The following is a 15,621-nucleotide window of genomic DNA, read 5'->3' as shown; positions in this document are numbered from 1 at the left end:
CCGCGAACGCCGACGTTGCTCAGCGCGCCGAACCTATCGCGGTTGCGGTCGCCGCACCGACGCCGAGGCGACGGGCGATCAGCAGATCGTCGGGGGTGTCGATGTCGCACCGCAGGCCGGGCCATGCCCCGGTCAACTCGATGGCACCGGAGTTGCGATGGCGTTGAGCCGAATCAGGGCCGAACCGCGGCGTCAACTCCACCCCGAACGCGAGCAGGGCCGACGTGCCGGTGCCATGCCGGTCACCCACGAAACTGCGGCGGTGCCTGCGGCCGGCGTCAATCGCATCGGCAAGCTCCTGCGGTTGCAGAGCGGGCAGATCACCTTGAAGCACAACAACATTGGGTGTTTCGCCGCGCACCGCGGCCTCGGCGACGGTGATGGCGTTGTTCAACGGGTCGCGATGACCCGCCGGCGTCGGATCGGTGAGCACACCTGCGCCGAGCTGACGGGCGGCGTCGGCGGCGACGTCATCGGGTGTGACGACGGTGATCGCGCGCACCGCGCGCACCGCCGATGCGGCGGTGATCGTGTCGACCAACATGGCCAGCACCACGTTTTCCCGGGTGCCCGCGGAGAACACCGGAGCCAGTCGCGTCTTGGCGGCGCCGAGTCGTTTGACGGCGATCACCAGTCCGATGTCGCCCTCGAGTGACCCGCTCATAAGCGTCATCCTGCCAGCCGCGCCTGTCGCGCTAGGGTGAAGGCGTGGTCAAGGCGGCGGTGATGGGTGCCGGTGCGTGGGGAACTGCGCTGGCCAAGGTGCTGGCCGACGCCGGCACCGAGGTGAGGTTGTGGGCACGTCGTCCCGAGCTGGCCGACGAGATCAACACCACGCACCGCAACACCGCTTACCTCGGGGACACCCCGCTGCCGCCCTCGATCCGCGCGACCAGCGACCCGGCCGACGCGCTTTTCGGCGCCTGCACCGTCCTGCTGGCGGTGCCGGCGCAGACGCTGCGCGCCAACCTCGAGCAGTGGAAAGACGCCCTCGGCGACGACGTGACGTTGGTGAGCTTGGCCAAGGGCATCGAACTGGACACCCTGATGCGGATGAGCCAGGTGATCATCCAGGTCACCGGCGCCGACCCGGCACGCGTCGCCGCGGTCACCGGCCCGAACCTGGCCAGCGAGATCGTCGAGGAGCAACCGGCCGCCACCGTCGTGGCCTGCAGCGACTCCGGGCGTGCGGTCGCGTTGCAGCGCGCCATGTCCACCGGTTACTTCCGCCCGTACACCAACGCCGACGTCATCGGCGCCGAGGTCGGCGGTGCGTGCAAGAACGTCATCGCGCTGGCGTGCGGCATGGCCGCCGGTGTCGGGCTGGGGGAGAACACCGCGGCCGCCATCATCACCCGGGGTCTCGCCGAGATCATGCGGCTGGGAATAGCGTTGGGCGCCAAGCCTGCCACACTGGCCGGGCTGGCGGGCATCGGAGATCTGGTCGCCACGTGTACCTCACCGCAGTCGCGCAACCGTTCCTTCGGCGTCCGTCTCGGCCGCGGGGGCACGATGGAATCGGCGTTGCAGGCCGCAGGCGGTCAGATCGCCGAAGGCGTCGCATCGTGTCAGTCGGTGCTGGCGCTGGCGCAGAGTTACGACGTGGAAATGCCGCTCACCGACGCCGTTGTGCGGGTGTGCCACAAGGGTTTGTCGGTCGACGAGGCGGTCGCGCTGCTGCTCGGGCGTAGCACGAAGCCGGAGTAACGCAGTGGACGCCCAGTACGGGGACTCCACCCGCAGCGTCAAAGCCGTGGGCACCGAACCCGTTCCGGGCACCCCCGTCACGCCTCCTCCGGTACCCGCGGCCGCCTATCACCTCTCGCCCCACGAAACCGAGTCGCAGGATTTCTACGGCCGGAACTCCAACCCCACCTGGCGTCGGCTCGAGGCGGCGCTGGCCGAACTGGAAGGCGCCGCAACGGCTTTGACGTTCGGCTCCGGAATGGCCGCGATCACCTCGGTGCTGCGGGTGCTGGCCAAGCCGGGCGCCAAGCTCGTCATCCCCGCAGACGGCTACTACCAGGTGCGCCGGTACGCCGCTGAATACCTTGTGCCACAAGGCGTCACGGTTGTCGAGGCGGTGTGTGCCGACATGTGCGTCGCATCCGCCGACGCCAACGTGGTGCTGGCCGAGACGCCCGTGAACCCGACGCTCGACGTCGTCGACCTGCACCGGTTGGCGATGCACTGCCGAAGCCGCGGCGCCACCCTCGTCGTCGACAACACCACAGCCACCCCGCTGGGGCAGCAGCCGCTGTCACTGGGTGCTGACCTCGTGGTGGCCAGCGCTACCAAAGGGCTGTCGGGGCACAGCGATCTGGTCGCCGGCTACGTCGCGGGCAGCCACCCCGAGCTGATGGCGGCCGTGGCGCGCGAGCGGCTGTTGGCCGGGCCGATCCTCGGAGCGTTCGAGGCGTGGCTGGTGCTGCGCGGTATCGGCAGCGCGGGGCTGCGGTTCGAACGCCAATCCCAAAACGCGCAGGCGCTCGCGGTGATGCTGCGCAGCCACCCGGCGGTGCGTTCGGTGCGTTACCCCGGGCTGCCCGACGACCCGTCGCATCGCATCGCCGCGCGGCAGATGAAGCGGTACGGCGGGCTGGTCGCCGTCGAACTCGAGAACGCGGCCGCCGTGCATGCGCTGGTGGAGCGCAGCGCGCTGTTGATCTCGTCGACCAGCTTCGGCGGGATCCACACCTCGGTCGACCGCCGCGCCCGCTGGGGTGACGCGGTCAGCGACGGCTTCGCCCGCATCTCGCTGGGCATCGAGGACATCGACGACCTGATCGGCGACGTCGAACAGGCGCTCGGGTGAAAAACCGCACGTCGTCGCGGCCGACACGCTCGCTTTCGGCCCGGGCGGTAGCCTCTCTAGGTTGTGACTGCCCACAGTGACCCCGGCTCGGAGCGCATCCGGGTCGCCGTCGTCTACGGCGGACGCAGCTCCGAGCACGCAATTTCGTGTGTCTCTGCTGGCAGCATCCTGCGCAATCTCGATCCGGCCCGCTTCGACGTGGTCGCCGTCGGCATCACCCCGCAGGGGGCGTGGGTGCTCACCGACGCCAAGCCGGACACCTTGGCGATCACCGACGGCCGGCTGCCCGAAGTGACCGGGGCGTCGGGCACCGAACTGGCGCTCGCCGCCGATCCCGGCCGTCGTGGCCACCTGCTGTCGCTGGGGTCGGGCGCCGGCGAGCTGCTCGCCGCGGTGGACGTGGTCTTTCCCGTGCTGCACGGTCCCTACGGTGAGGACGGCACGATCCAGGGCCTGCTCGAGCTGGCCGGGGTGCCCTACGTCGGCGCCGGGGTGCTGGCCAGCGCGGCAGGCATGGACAAGGAGTTCACCAAAAAGCTGCTCGTCGCGGCGAGGCTGCCGATCGGCGACCATGCGGTGCTGCGCCCACGCGAGGAAACGCTGGCGCTCGAGGTCCGTGACCGGCTCGGGCTGCCCGTCTTCGTCAAACCGGCGCGGGGCGGCTCCTCGATCGGCGTCAGCCGGGTGACCGCGTGGGATCAGCTGCCCGAAGCGATTTCACTGGCCCGCCGTCACGATCCGAAGGTGATCGTCGAGGCCGAGATACCGGGACGCGAATTGGAGTGCGGGGTACTGGAATTCCCTGACGGCCGGGTCGAGGCGAGCGTGGTCGGCGAGATCCGGGTGGTCACCGCAGCGGGCGGCGACAACGGCTTCTACGACTTTGCGACCAAATACCTCGAGGACGTCGCTGAGCTCGATGTGCCCGCCAAGATCGAAGATGACACCGCGGATACGGTGCGCGGCTTGGCGATTCGTGCCTTCCGTGCCATCGAGTGCCAGGGTCTGGCCCGGGTCGACTTCTTCCTGACAGACGACGGCCCAGTCATCAACGAGATCAACACCATGCCGGGCTTCACCACGATCTCGATGTATCCGCGGATGTGGGCTGCCAGCGGGGTGGACTATCCGACGTTGTTGGCCACCATGGTGGAAACGGCCCTCGAGCGCGGCACCGGCCTGCGCTGACCCGGCTTTGCCTGCGGCGGCGCCGCGTCATGCACTAGCTCACCGGCGCAGGGTCAATGGGCGTGGCGGGTAAGGATTTCGCGATCGCTTCCGAGATGTCCTGGATCGGCGTCGGTCCGGAATCCTGCGGCAGGGTGAGCGCGACGTAGACCGGCCGGTCAACGGCATACCACGTGCTGCGGCCCTGCTCGGAGAGGTGAAACCAGCTCACGGCGTCGACGACCTGCAGCGGCGTGCCGACGACGAACTCGGCAGGCCGCGCGAGCCCGCAGCGCAGGATGACCGCTTCACTGTCTGGTTCGGTACGCCATGCCGCTGCCCCGGGTGGCGCGGGCTCAGCGACCCGGGCACGGTCGAAATCGCCGAGCTTGTCCGGTAGCGCGGCGGTGAGCGCGCCGCAGTCGGCGCTCTCGGCCTCGGGCGCTGGCACCGACACGATGCCGACCACCTGCTCCTCGGCGGGAGTTTCGCGCAGCGCCGCGAACGCCAAGATCGCGACGATCGCACCCACCCCCACCACCACCGCCGCGATCAGCAGCGCGCGCGGGGGGCCATCTCGCTCGTCGGACTCCACGGCTCAACTCTAGGACGGCATAGACTCCACGCCGCAGGGGCCGATCCGCAGGCCGTTGCGGGAGGTGACATGGCGACGAATGATCCCGCGCAGAGCCTGGCGGGTCTCGGCGAGTTCGCCGTGATCGACCGGCTGGTGGCCGATCGCGATCAACCGCCCGCGGTGGCGCTCGGCCCCGGTGACGACGCCGCGGTGCTGCATGCCACCGACGGCAGGGTCGTGGTGTCCACCGACATGCTGGTGGCGCAGCGACACTTCCGGCTCGACTGGTCCACGCCGTACGACGTCGGGCGAAAGGCGATCGCCCAGAACGCCGCCGACATCGAGGCGATGGGGGCACGGGCCACCGCGTTCGTCGTCGCGTTCGGCGCGCCGGGGGACACCCCGGCCGCGCAGGCGCTGGAACTGGCCGACGGGCTGTGGCACGAGGCCAGGCTGTTGGGCGCCGGGATCGTCGGGGGCGATCTGGTCAGCGCCCCGCAATGGGTGATCTCGGTGACCGCGCTAGGCGACCTCGACGGTCGCCCGCCGGTGCGTCGCAGCGGCGCCCGGGTCGGCGACACCGTCGCGGTGACCGGCGAGTTGGGCCGCTCGGCTGCCGGATATACGTTGTGGCACAACGATATCGACGGGTATGACGAGCTCCGTCGACGCCACCTGGTGCCCGAGCCGCCGTATGGTCAGGGGCGGGTCGCCGCCGACGCGGATGCCACCGCGATGACCGACGTGTCCGACGGGCTGCTGGCCGACCTCGGTCACATCGCCCGGGCCTGCGGCGTCCTCATCGACCTGTCGACCGACATGTTGAGCGCCGATCGCGCCGCCGTCGAGGCCGCGGCGGCAGCCGTCGGGGTCGACCCGTTGGCGTGGGTGCTCGGCGGCGGTGAGGACCACGCGCTGGTCGCCGCCTTCCCCGCAGAACCGCCGCAGGGGTGGCGGGTGATCGGACGGGTGCTCGAGGGTTCACCGCAGGTGTTGGTCGACGGCGCGCAATGGCGGGGAGATCCCGGCTGGGAATCGTTCGACTAGTTAGGGTGACGGATCGTGACGGTGTACGCGATCGCTCAACTGAAGTTCACGGATCGTGCGGCCTATGACCGCTACCAGGCGCGCTTCATGGACGTGTTCAGCCGGTATGACGGCACGCTGCTTGCCGCCGACGAAGCGCCCCAGGTGGTGGAAGGCCGGTCGGATCGAGAGAAGGTGGTTCTGATGTCGTTTCCCGACGAGGCATCGTTTCACAGCTGGGCGCAATCGCCCGAGTACCAAGAGATCTCTCGAGACCGCCGGGCCGGTGCGGACACCGTGGTGCAGCTGATCAAGGGGATTTCGTGACGGCGCGGCCGCTGTGTGACCTTGTCGACGACGGCTGGGCCGGCGCCCTGGAGCCGGTGGCGGCCCAGGTCGCCCAGATGGGGGAGTTCCTGCGTGCGGAGTTGGCCGCGGGCAACGGTTACCTGCCCGCTGGTCAGAACGTGTTGCGGGCGTTCACGTTTCCATTCGAACAGGTCAGGGTGCTCATCGTCGGCCAGGACCCCTATCCCACACCCGGGCACGCCGTCGGGCTGAGTTTCTCGGTGGCCGCAGACGTGCGCCCGCTGCCGCGAAGCCTGGAGAACATCTTCACCGAGTACGGAAAGGACCTGGGTTACCCGGCGCCGACGACCGGTGACCTCACGCCGTGGGCCGAACGCGGGGTGATGCTTCTCAACAGGGTGCTCACCGTGCGGCCCGGTACCCCGGCATCCCATCGCGGCAGGGGCTGGGAAGCCGTGACCGAATGTGCGATCAAGGCGTTGGTCGCCCGCAGGCAGCCGCTGGTGGCGGTGCTGTGGGGTCGTGACGCGGCCACGCTGAAGCCGATGCTCGAGGGCAGCGACTGTGTCTCCATCGAGTCGCCGCACCCGTCACCGTTGTCGGCGTCGCGAGGGTTCTTCGGCTCGCGGCCGTTCAGCCGGGCCAACGAGTTGCTCGAGAAGATGGGCGCCGACCCGATCGACTGGCGCCTTCCCTAGCCGCACCGCGCCGGGATCGACGTTCTGGCGCAATTCACTCGCGCTTTCTCGCCCGTTTGTCCCTTAGGGCGCAGAGGCAGCCGCGGCTACGTGCCCGGAATCGGCGGCGGCGACGGGATGGGCGGCGGCGACGGGATCGCGGGCGGAGATGGAATCGCGGGCGGCGAGGGGATGTCGGGCACCGGAATCTCGACGGTGCCGTTGCCCTCGGTGGTCTCGGCAGGCGATTCGGGGGCCGGTGTGGCCGGCGACACCGGGGTCTCCACGGTGGTTTCGACCGACGTGGTGACCGACGTTGTCGTCGTCGTCGTGGTGGTGGTTTCGGAATCGCCGGAATCGTTCCCACTGCATGCCGTCAGCAACGCCGCCACCGCGATACCGGAGGCCAGCGCGAACAATTTCGATTTTGATGCTCCGCATGAGGTCATGGAGCAACGACTTACCCGCCGCGTCGGCGGCTAAACCCGCACGGTGTCAGGCGCGGGCGACCTTTCCGGCCTTGATGCAGGACGTGCACGCGTTGATGCGCTTCTTGTTGCCGCCCGGACGGGCAGCATGCACGGTCTGAATGTTCGGATCCCACCGGCGGCTGGTCCGGCGATGGGAGTGCGACACCGACTTGCCGAAGCCGGGGCCCTTCCCGCAGATATCGCAGACGGCAGCCATATGTAGAACTCCTCGGATCAGTACTGGGGGGTCTGGACTCATCAGCCGCGTTTCCAGCGACGGGTCGACCCGACAACCTGATCAGGATACCGGCAGCGGCTTTGATCACCAAAATGGTCTCGAACGTGAGCTTGTGTGCGAGATCCGCGCGAAACCTCGCACACAAGCTCACGTTCGTCGCCCATGGAGCATCCAGCGGTCGCATCCACAGGCGCGAATAGGTGTGTCGGCGCTGTCAGCAGGAGTCGTTAGGCTGACGCCCACGTCGGCATCCGGGTGGCGGAACGGGAGGTGAGCATGTCGGCTCGACGGTTGGACGCCTCCGCACTGCGCGATTGGGCACACGCCGCCGTCGGCGACCTCATCACCCACACCGACGAGATCAACCGGCTCAACGTGTTCCCCGTCGCGGACTCCGACACTGGCACGAACATGCTGTTCACCATGCGTTCGGCGTGGGCTCAGGCCGATGCCGTGGCCGACACCGACGACGTCGCGCAGGTGGCGGCCGCCCTGGCCCGCGGCGCCCTGCACGGCGCCCGGGGTAACTCCGGGGTCATCCTGTCGCAGATCCTGCGGGGGCTTGCCGACGCCACCGCCGAGGCGGGCGCGCAGCGGTGTGAGGAGTTGGTCGACGTCGACGGCGCCTTGCTGGCCGCGGCGCTGCGCCGCGCGGTCACACTGGTCGTCGCCTCGATCGGCCAACCCGTTCCCGGCACCATCTTCTCGGTGCTGAGGGCGGCCGCCAACGCCGCCGAACAGGCGGTTTCCGACGGCGCCGACCTCGCCGATGTGCTTTTGACCGTGGTCGACACGGCCGCGGTGGCCCTGGACAAGACACCCGGGCAACTCGCCGTACTGGCGGAGGCCGGGGTGGTGGACGCCGGCGGGCGGGGCCTGCTGGTGCTGCTGGATTCCATGCGCGCGGTCGTCACCGGGCACGCGTCCAGCAGGCAGGAGTATGTGCCGACACCGCTGCACGCCCACGGCTCCGCGGTCACCGCCGCCACCGCAGCGCCGCAGTTCGAGGTGATGTACCTGCTCACTGGATGTGACGCAGGCGGCGTGGAGAAGCTGCGCGGCGAACTGGACCGGCTCGGTGAGTCGGTGGCCATCGCCGCTGCCGGCGGCGGTGGCCAGTACTCGGTGCACGCGCATGTCGACGACGCCGGAGCCGCTGTGGAGGCCGGCATCGCCGTGGGCACCCCGAGCCGCATCCAGATCACCTCGCTCACCGGGACCGACGGTGCCCGCCCGGCCGGGGGATGGGCCCGGGAACGGGCGGTGCTCGCGGTCGTCGACGGCGTCGGGGCCCAGGAGCTGTTCGCGGGAGAAGGCGCACATGTGCTGGGCGTGCTCCCGGACACGCCGGTCAGCGCCAAGCAGCTGCTGCATGCGCTGGTCGACGCGGGCGCAGCCCAGGTCATGGTGTTACCCAACGGCTACGTCGCCGCCGAGGAGCTGGTCGCCGGGTGCACTGCGGCGATCGGCTGGGGGATCGACGTGGTGCCGGTGCCCGCGGCGTCGATGGTGCAGGGCCTGGCCGCGCTGGCCGTGCACGACGCCGACCGGCAAGCGGTCGACGACGGCTACACGATGGCGCGCGCCGCGGCCGGCGCCCGCCACGGTTCTGTGCGGGTGGCCACCGAGGAGGCGCTGACGTGGGCGGGGACGTGTAAACCCGGTGACGGGTTGGGCATCTCCGGCGACGAGGTGCTGATCGTCGGTGACGACATCGCCGAGGCGGGCGCGGGGTTGATCGACCTGCTGCTGGCGGTGGGTGGAGAACTGGTCACCGTGCTCACCGGCGCCGGCGTCGACCGCACTGTCGCCGCGGCGCTGCAGGAGCACGTGCACCGCAGGCACCTGGGCATCGAGCTCGTCACCTACCACACCGACCACCGCGGCGATGCGTTGCTGATCGGGGTGGAGTAGCGGTGGCCGTCCTGGGCGATCGACTCGACTACATCGTCGGCAAGAAGGCCGCAGGACCGCTCGAGGAATACTTCGGCATCCGCACCGTCAACGACCTGTTGCGCCATTACCCGCGCAAGTACAGCGACGGCATGACGGTCCTGGCCGAGGGCGAGGAACTCCAAGAGGGCGAACATGTCACGTTCGTCGACACGATCACCGGCACCAAAGTCGGTGATATGAAGCCGCAATTCGACAAGAAGTCCAGGAAGATGCGTAAGCGCAGATGGCTGCGCGTGACGCTGGGGGAGCGGCGCTCGACGGTCACCGCGACCTTTTTCAACGCCGACTGGATGCTCGACGACCTCGTCGTCGGCACCCGGTTGATGCTGTCGGGAGAAGTCAAATACTTCAGGCGCACCCTGCAACTGACCCATCCCGCCTTCCTGGTGTTGGAATCGCCCAAGGGCAAGACGTTCGGCACCAAATCGCTGAAGACCATCGCCTCGGCCTCGGGAGCCGTCGGCGACGATGTGTTGTCGGCGTTCGAGCGCGAGTTCTTCCCGATCTATCCGGCCAACAAAAAGCTGCAGAGCTGGGACATCTACGCGTGCGTGCGCCAGGTGCTCGACGTACTCGATCCCATCGAGGAGCCGTTACCCAAAACCGTTCTGCAGCAACATCACCTGATCACAGAAGACCAGGCGCTACGCGCGATCCACATCGCTGAGAACAAGTCCGAACGCGAACAGGCCCAGCGCAGGCTCACCTACGACGAAGCCATCGGCCTGCAATGGGCATTGGTGAAACGGCGATACAGCGAGCTGAGGGAATCCGGGCCGGTCGCCCCGCTTCGCGACGACGGTCTGGTGGCGGCGCTGCGTGGGCGGCTTCCCTTCGAGTTGACCGACGGTCAACGTGACGTGCTCGACGTCATCTCCGCCGAGCTGGCGGCCAGCAGGCCGATGAACCGCATGCTGCAAGGCGAGGTGGGTTCGGGCAAGACCATCGTCAGCGTGCTGGCGATGCTGCAGATGGTCGACGCCGGCTATCAGTGCGCGCTGCTGGCGCCGACGGAAGTTCTTGCCGCCCAACATGACCGCTCGGTGCGTGACGTTCTCGGCCCGCTTGCTATGGCGGGCCAGCTCGGCGGCGTGGACGGCGCCACCCGGGTCGCGCTGCTGACCGGATCGATGTCGGCCGCGCAGAAGCGGGCGGTACGCGACGAGGTCGCCAGCGGCGCGGCGGGCATCGTCATCGGCACCCATGCGCTGTTGCAGGACGCCGTCGAGTTCCACCGGCTCGGCATGGTGGTCGTCGACGAACAACACCGCTTCGGTGTGGAGCAACGAGATCGTTTGCGCAGCAAGGCGCCCGAAGGAGTGACGCCGCATCTGCTGGTGATGACGGCCACGCCGATCCCGCGCACCGTGGCCCTCACCCATTACGGCGACCTGGAGACCTCGACACTGCGCGAGCTGCCGCGCGGCAGGCAGCCGATCGCCACCAACACCATCTTCATCACCAAGAACCGGTCCTGGCTGGACCGGGCCTGGCAACGCATCACCGAAGAGGTCGGCGCGGGACGGCAGGCCTACGTGGTCGCCTCACGCATCGACGCCGACGACAAGCCCGCCAAGGTCAGCGCTGAAGACACCGAAAGCGGTGGCCCGCCGCCGGTCACCGTCGTCGAGTTGTTCGACGGGCTGCGCAGCGGGCCGTTGTCGGGGCTTCGCCTCGGGCTGATGCACGGCAGGCTGCCCGCCGACGAAAAGGACGCGGTGATGGCGGCGTTCCGGGCCGGGGAGATCGACGTGCTGGTGTGCACGACGGTCATCGAGGTCGGCGTCGATGTGCCCAACGCGACGGTGATGCTGGTGATGGACGCCGACCGGTTCGGGATCAGCCAGTTACACCAGCTGCGCGGCCGGATCGGGCGCGGTGCGCATCCCAGCCTGTGTCTGCTGGCCACCAACCTTTCCGAAGGCTCCAAGGCCGGTGCGCGGCTGAAGGCGGTCGCCTCGACACTGGACGGCTTCGAGCTGGCCGACCTCGACCTCAAGGAGCGCCAGGAGGGAGATGTGCTGGGGCACACCCAGTCCGGGCGGGCGATCACGCTGAGGTTTCTGTCGCTCTCCGAGCACCTCGACATCATCCTGGCCGCACGCGAGCTGTGCGAATCGATGTATCACAACGACCCAGCCGATCCCGGGCTGGCGATGCTGGCAGCGCCGTTCGTCGACACCGATCGGGTCGAGTACCTCGACAAGTCATGAACCGCAAGCGATTTCTGTGGCTGGCCGCGATCGTCGCGCTTGCGGTGCTGGTGGCGGTGCAGACTTCGACGGGGCAGCGAGCCCCGTCGGCCGCGGAGGCGGACGTGCCCACCGTCGTACCGGGCGACGACGTGCTGGCCGGTATCGCGGTGCTGCCGCAGCGGGTCCGCGGCCACGACTACCGGCGGGCCGCATTCGGTGACAGCTGGACCGACGACAACACCGCTCCAGGCGGCCACAACGGCTGCGACACCCGCAACGACATCCTCGACCGCGACCTCGACGACAAGACCTACGTGTCGATCAAGCGCTGTCCCACCGCGGTTGCCACCGGCACCCTGCACGACCCGTACACCAACGCCGTCGTGGCGTTCACCCGCGGCGCCGGCGTCGGAGCGTCGGTGCAGATCGACCACCTCGTTCCGCTGGCGCTGGCCTGGGACCTCGGTGCGCGCAACTGGCCCGACGAGATGCGGGTCCGGTTCGCCAACGACCCGGCCAACCTGCTCGCCGTCGCCGGTGACCCCAACCAGGACAAGGGCGATCAACAGCCCGCCGACTGGATGCCGCCGAACACGGCGTTTCACTGCCAGTACGCCATGCAGTTCATCGAGGTGCTTCGCGGCTACCGGCTGCCGATCGACGCGCCGTCGGCGACGGTGTTGCGCGACGCCGCGGCGACGTGTCCGACAGGCTGAAACCGGGACTTGCCGGAAAACATTACAGCTGTAATCTATCGGCTTATGGGTTCCCTGTCTGGCAAGGTCGCCATCGTCACCGGCACCAGCCGAGGTGTCGGCCTCGGCATCGCGCACGAACTGTTGCGGCAAGACGCGACCGTCATTGGATGCTCCCGCTCTGCGCTCGACGCCATGCCAGGCACCGCCGACAAGCCGGAATGGGTGGCCCGCAGCGCCCAATGGGTTTGTGACCAAGGCGATTACGCTGCGATCGACGCGTTTGTGCAGCGCGTCGCCGACACCTACGGCCGGATCGACATCCTCGTCAACAACGCCGGCGGCACGGTGCCGTCTCCGCACGTCCACGACGTTCCCGAGCTCGTCCAGAAGATCCAGGGCGCCCCACGTTCCGACGACGACTTCGCGCGCACGGCGCTGTTTCACTCCTTTGCCATCCAGATGAACCTCATCAGCCCGATGTGGTTCGCCATCAGGGTGTTTCGGCAGATGCAGACCCAGGACGGCACCGGCTCGATCGTCAACATCTCCAGCGGGGCAGGCCACCCCGCCGGATCGCCCACCCTGGTGTCCTACGGCGCCGCCAAATCCGGGCTCAACCATCTGACGCGCTCACTGGCCCAGGAATGGGGTCCGAAGGTGCGGGTGAACTGCGTCGCCCTGGGGCCCACCATCACAGAGAACTTCCGGTCATTCGTGCTGCCCGAAGACGACCCCACCGGCGCCGAGTACTTCACGGCCATCCCGCTGAAACGGGGCGCAGAACCCGAAGAGGTCGGCCGCGCGGTGGTGTTCCTGTGCGCGGGCGGTGCAGATTTCGTCAACGGCACCACCGTGGAGATGGACGGCGGAATGCTGCCCGGAGTGCTCTACGACGCCGGCCTCAAGACGATCACGGACCTTCTGTGACAACGGGAAAGGCGCACATGACGCAGCGACGGGTCATCCAGTTCTCCACCGGCAACGTCGGGGCGCATTCGCTTCGGATGCTGATCGAACGCCCGGATTTCGAGTTGGTCGGAGTGCACGCGTCGAATCCGGCCAAGGTGGGCCGCGACGCAGCCGAGTTGGCCGGCCTGCCGAACCCGGTGGGTGTCACCGCCACCGACGACGTCGACGCGCTCGTGGCGCTCGGCGCCGACTGCGTGGTCTACACCTCACAGGCCGAGACGCGACCCCACGACGCGCTGGCCGAGATCACCCGCTTTCTGCGCGCCGGCGTCAACGTCGTCGGCACGTCGTTCGTGTGGCTGGTCGCACCCGAGGAGGCCGACGACTGGTTACGCGGACCGCTGCGTCAGGCCAGCGCCGATGGCGACGCGACGCTCTACATCAACGGCGTGGACCCCGGCTTCTCCGGTGACACCCTGGTCTACACCGCGCTGAGCCTGGCCGGGCGGGCGACGTCGATCACCGTCCAGGAGGTGTGCGACTACGGCAGCTACGACGACGCCGAATTCACCGGCGTGACTTTCGGATTCGGGATGGCCCCCGAGCACACCCCGATCCTGTTCAGCCCCGGTGTGCTTTCGTCGATGTGGGGCGCGCAGGTACGCAGCCTGGCCGGCGATCTCGGCGTCGAACTCGACGAGGTCCGCGAACGACACGAGAAATGGGCCACCCCGGCACCGATCGACTGCACGATGATGCGTGTCGAACCCGGACAGGTCGCCGCGGTCCGGTTCGCCGCAGAGGGTCACCGTGGCGGCCGGCCGGTCATCACCATGGAGCATGTCAACCGCTTGACCGACGCCGCCGCACCCGACTGGCCGTATCCGCCCGAAGGCCGCGCAGGGGTGCACCGCGTCGTCGTCGACGGCGATCCGGGCATCGTCATCAACGCCCACGTCGGCACCTCCGGGATCGACCACAACCAGGGCGGGGTCATCGCCACGGCCGCTCGCGCCGTCAACATGATCGAGGCCGTGTGCCGCGCGCCCAGCGGCATCCTGGCCGCACACGACCTGCGGCCCACCGACCACGTGCGCGGCGTGATGTGGTGACCGGCACGACGACACCGCGCCGGCCCCCGTCGGGCAGTCAGGCGCGCGCCCAGCGCAGCCGGCGGATCGTCGTCGAGGAGACGGTGCGCTACATCCTCGAGGAGGGGTTCCCGCCGCCCAGCGTCCGGCGCATCACCGAACGTGCCGGATTGACTTGGGGCGCAGTCCAATACCACTTCGGCGACCTCAATGGGATCCTGATGGCAGTCGTCGATGCCGGGTTCGCCGAAGTACTCGAGACGCTGGACACCGTGGCCGCACACGCCCCGGGCATCAGCGGCGAAGAACGGCCCGCCTACGTCGTCGACGCGGTGTGGCAGGCGTTCTCGCGGCCCGCGTCCATCGCGGCGATGCAGATTCTGATCGCCACCCGCGGTGATCGTCCTGCCGCCGCCAACGCCCGCCTCGCCGACATGGCCGAGCGCATCACCCAGATCGGTCAGCACCTCAGCCCCGACCTCGATGCCGCGCTGGCAAGACGTCTCGGCAACCTGGTGTGGACGACGATCCGCGGCATGGTCACGGTGCAGATGCTGTGGCCGGAGCCCTTCGACAGCAGCCGCGACCGCCAGATGCTCGTCGAGGTGATCTCGGCGTTCCTGGCCGCTCGACGTCGCTGAAGCTACTCGCCGGCGTAGGTGTCGGGGTTCGGGCGGAAGCGGGTGCCGTCGTCGAGCGCGTTCAGCGCGGCCATCTGGTCGTCGGTGAGCTCGAAGTCGAACACCTCGATGTTGGACTTCATCCGCTCCGGTGACGTCGACCGGGCGACCACGGCGTTGCCCAACTGCAGGTTCCACCGCAGCAACACCTGCGCGGGCGTCTTGCCCTGCTCCTTGGCCACCGAACTGACCGTCGCGTTGTCCAGAAGCCGGCCGACGCCCAGCGGACTGTAGGCCTGGGTGAGGATGCCGTATCCGGCGTTGACCTCGCGCAACTCGGCCTGGTTCAGCAGCGGGTGCAGTTCGATCTGGTTGACCGCCGGGGTGAAGAACGACAGGTCGATGATGTCGGCGAGGTGTTCGGCGTGAAAGTTGGCCACCCCGATCGACTTGGTCTCGCCGTCCTCCTTGCGCTTCATCAGCCCGCCCCAGCTGTCGACGAACTTGCCGTGCTCACCGGCGGGCCAGTGGATCAGGTAGAGGTCGACGTAGTCCAGGCCGAGCCGCTGCAGGCTGGCCTTGAGCGCGTCCTGCGACGACTGGAAACCCAGATCTGATGCGGCCAGCTTGGTGGTGATGAAGACTTCCTCGCGCGGCACCCCCGAAGCTTTGACGGCGCGGCCGACGGCTTCCTCGTTGCCGTACGCGGCGGCGGTGTCGATCAACCGGTATCCGGCCTCGAGGGCGGCCAAGACCGCTTGTTCGGCCTCGGTTTCCGACAGTTCCCCGACACCGAGGCCGATCACCGGAATCGTGTGGTCGTCGTTGAGAGTGACGGTGGGAGTCGCCGTCGCCCCGTCCGATGGGGTCATG

17 protein-coding genes are annotated in these 15,621 nt (G+C 68.7%); 13 read left to right on the top strand and 4 right to left on the bottom strand.

Translation table 11 applies throughout. The features are described 5' to 3' along the window. Nucleotides 1-19 precede the first annotated feature (19 nt). Nucleotides 20-664, bottom strand: a complete 645-nt coding sequence (cofC, locus tag K3U96_RS17180; RefSeq protein WP_220690503.1) for a 2-phospho-L-lactate guanylyltransferase — start codon at nt 662-664, stop codon at nt 20-22. Nucleotides 665-708: 44 nt separating this feature from the next. On the opposite strand from cofC, the gene K3U96_RS17175 reads away from it, so the two are divergent. The 3 genes from K3U96_RS17175 (at nt 709) to K3U96_RS17165 (ending at nt 4,003) form a co-directional block, all read left to right on the top strand. Continuing rightward, nucleotides 709-1,707: an NAD(P)H-dependent glycerol-3-phosphate dehydrogenase gene (locus K3U96_RS17175; RefSeq protein ID WP_220690502.1), complete on the top strand. Its 999-nt coding sequence runs from the start codon at nt 709-711 to the stop codon at nt 1,705-1,707. Between the two features lie 4 nt (nt 1,708-1,711). Continuing rightward, nucleotides 1,712-2,815 (top strand): cystathionine gamma-lyase, encoded by a 1,104-nt coding sequence (locus tag K3U96_RS17170; RefSeq protein ID WP_220690501.1) that lies wholly within the window; start codon nt 1,712-1,714, stop codon nt 2,813-2,815. A gap of 63 nt (nt 2,816-2,878) precedes the next feature. Further along, a complete protein-coding gene (locus tag K3U96_RS17165) occupies nt 2,879-4,003 on the top strand; it encodes a D-alanine--D-alanine ligase family protein (protein ID WP_220690500.1) in 1,125 nt (374 codons plus the stop codon). A gap of 34 nt (nt 4,004-4,037) precedes the next feature. Here the strand turns inward: K3U96_RS17165 and K3U96_RS17160 are convergent, their stop codons facing one another. Next, entirely contained in the window at nt 4,038-4,577 is a 540-nt protein-coding gene (locus K3U96_RS17160; protein ID WP_220690499.1) for a DUF3515 domain-containing protein, read from the bottom strand. A gap of 69 nt (nt 4,578-4,646) precedes the next feature. Between K3U96_RS17160 and K3U96_RS17155 the strand changes: the two genes are divergently transcribed. The 4 genes from K3U96_RS17155 to K3U96_RS17140 all read left to right on the top strand — a co-directional run bounded on the left by K3U96_RS17155 (nt 4,647) and on the right by K3U96_RS17140 (nt 7,054). Further along, complete coding sequence (locus K3U96_RS17155; RefSeq protein WP_220690498.1) at nt 4,647-5,606, top strand: thiamine-phosphate kinase; 960 nt, start codon at nt 4,647-4,649, stop codon at nt 5,604-5,606. 15 nt (nt 5,607-5,621) lie between these two features. Further along, nucleotides 5,622-5,912 (top strand): DUF1330 domain-containing protein, encoded by a 291-nt coding sequence (locus K3U96_RS17150; protein ID WP_220690497.1) that lies wholly within the window; start codon nt 5,622-5,624, stop codon nt 5,910-5,912. Further along, nucleotides 5,909-6,592, top strand: a complete 684-nt coding sequence (locus K3U96_RS17145) for a uracil-DNA glycosylase (RefSeq protein ID WP_220690496.1) — start codon at nt 5,909-5,911, stop codon at nt 6,590-6,592. Before K3U96_RS17150 ends, K3U96_RS17145 begins: the two co-directional genes overlap by 4 nt. 90 nt (nt 6,593-6,682) lie before the next feature. Then, nucleotides 6,683-7,054, top strand: a complete 372-nt coding sequence (locus K3U96_RS17140; RefSeq protein WP_220690495.1) for a hypothetical protein — start codon at nt 6,683-6,685, stop codon at nt 7,052-7,054. Between the two features lie 12 nt (nt 7,055-7,066). On the opposite strand, the gene rpmB is transcribed toward K3U96_RS17140, so the two are convergent. Next, nucleotides 7,067-7,258: a 50S ribosomal protein L28 gene (rpmB, locus tag K3U96_RS17135; protein ID WP_069406221.1), complete on the bottom strand. Its 192-nt coding sequence runs from the start codon at nt 7,256-7,258 to the stop codon at nt 7,067-7,069. A 297-nt stretch (nt 7,259-7,555) separates the two neighbouring features. Between rpmB and K3U96_RS17130 the strand changes: the two genes are divergently transcribed. The 6 genes from K3U96_RS17130 to K3U96_RS17105 are packed head-to-tail and all read left to right on the top strand — an operon-like array spanning nt 7,556 to nt 14,769. Further along, a complete protein-coding gene (locus tag K3U96_RS17130; RefSeq protein WP_220690494.1) occupies nt 7,556-9,193 on the top strand; it encodes a fatty acid kinase ATP-binding subunit FakA in 1,638 nt (545 codons plus the stop codon). A gap of 2 nt (nt 9,194-9,195) precedes the next feature. Continuing rightward, a complete protein-coding gene (recG, locus tag K3U96_RS17125) occupies nt 9,196-11,448 on the top strand; it encodes an ATP-dependent DNA helicase RecG (protein WP_220690493.1) in 2,253 nt (750 codons plus the stop codon). Continuing rightward, nucleotides 11,445-12,146 (top strand): HNH endonuclease family protein, encoded by a 702-nt coding sequence (locus K3U96_RS17120; RefSeq protein ID WP_220690492.1) that lies wholly within the window; start codon nt 11,445-11,447, stop codon nt 12,144-12,146. Before recG ends, K3U96_RS17120 begins: the two co-directional genes overlap by 4 nt. A 45-nt stretch (nt 12,147-12,191) precedes the next feature. Further along, entirely contained in the window at nt 12,192-13,055 is an 864-nt protein-coding gene (locus tag K3U96_RS17115) for an SDR family NAD(P)-dependent oxidoreductase (protein ID WP_220690491.1), read from the top strand. A gap of 17 nt (nt 13,056-13,072) precedes the next feature. After that, on the top strand, nt 13,073-14,149 hold the full coding sequence (locus K3U96_RS17110) for an NAD(P)H-dependent amine dehydrogenase family protein (protein WP_220693564.1): 1,077 nt from the start codon (nt 13,073-13,075) through the stop codon (nt 14,147-14,149). Continuing rightward, complete coding sequence (locus tag K3U96_RS17105) at nt 14,146-14,769, top strand: TetR/AcrR family transcriptional regulator (protein ID WP_220690490.1); 624 nt, start codon at nt 14,146-14,148, stop codon at nt 14,767-14,769. Before K3U96_RS17110 ends, K3U96_RS17105 begins: the two co-directional genes overlap by 4 nt. A gap of 2 nt (nt 14,770-14,771) precedes the next feature. Here K3U96_RS17105 and K3U96_RS17100 read toward each other — a convergent pair whose 3' ends face one another. Further along, entirely contained in the window at nt 14,772-15,620 is an 849-nt protein-coding gene (locus tag K3U96_RS17100; protein ID WP_069406215.1) for an aldo/keto reductase, read from the bottom strand. Nucleotide 15,621 lies beyond the last annotated feature (1 nt).

Source organism: Mycolicibacterium holsaticum DSM 44478 = JCM 12374 (assembly GCF_019645835.1).
Classification (GTDB): domain Bacteria; phylum Actinomycetota; class Actinomycetes; order Mycobacteriales; family Mycobacteriaceae; genus Mycobacterium; species Mycobacterium holsaticum.
This window is presented reverse-complemented; position numbering and strand designations above follow the sequence as displayed.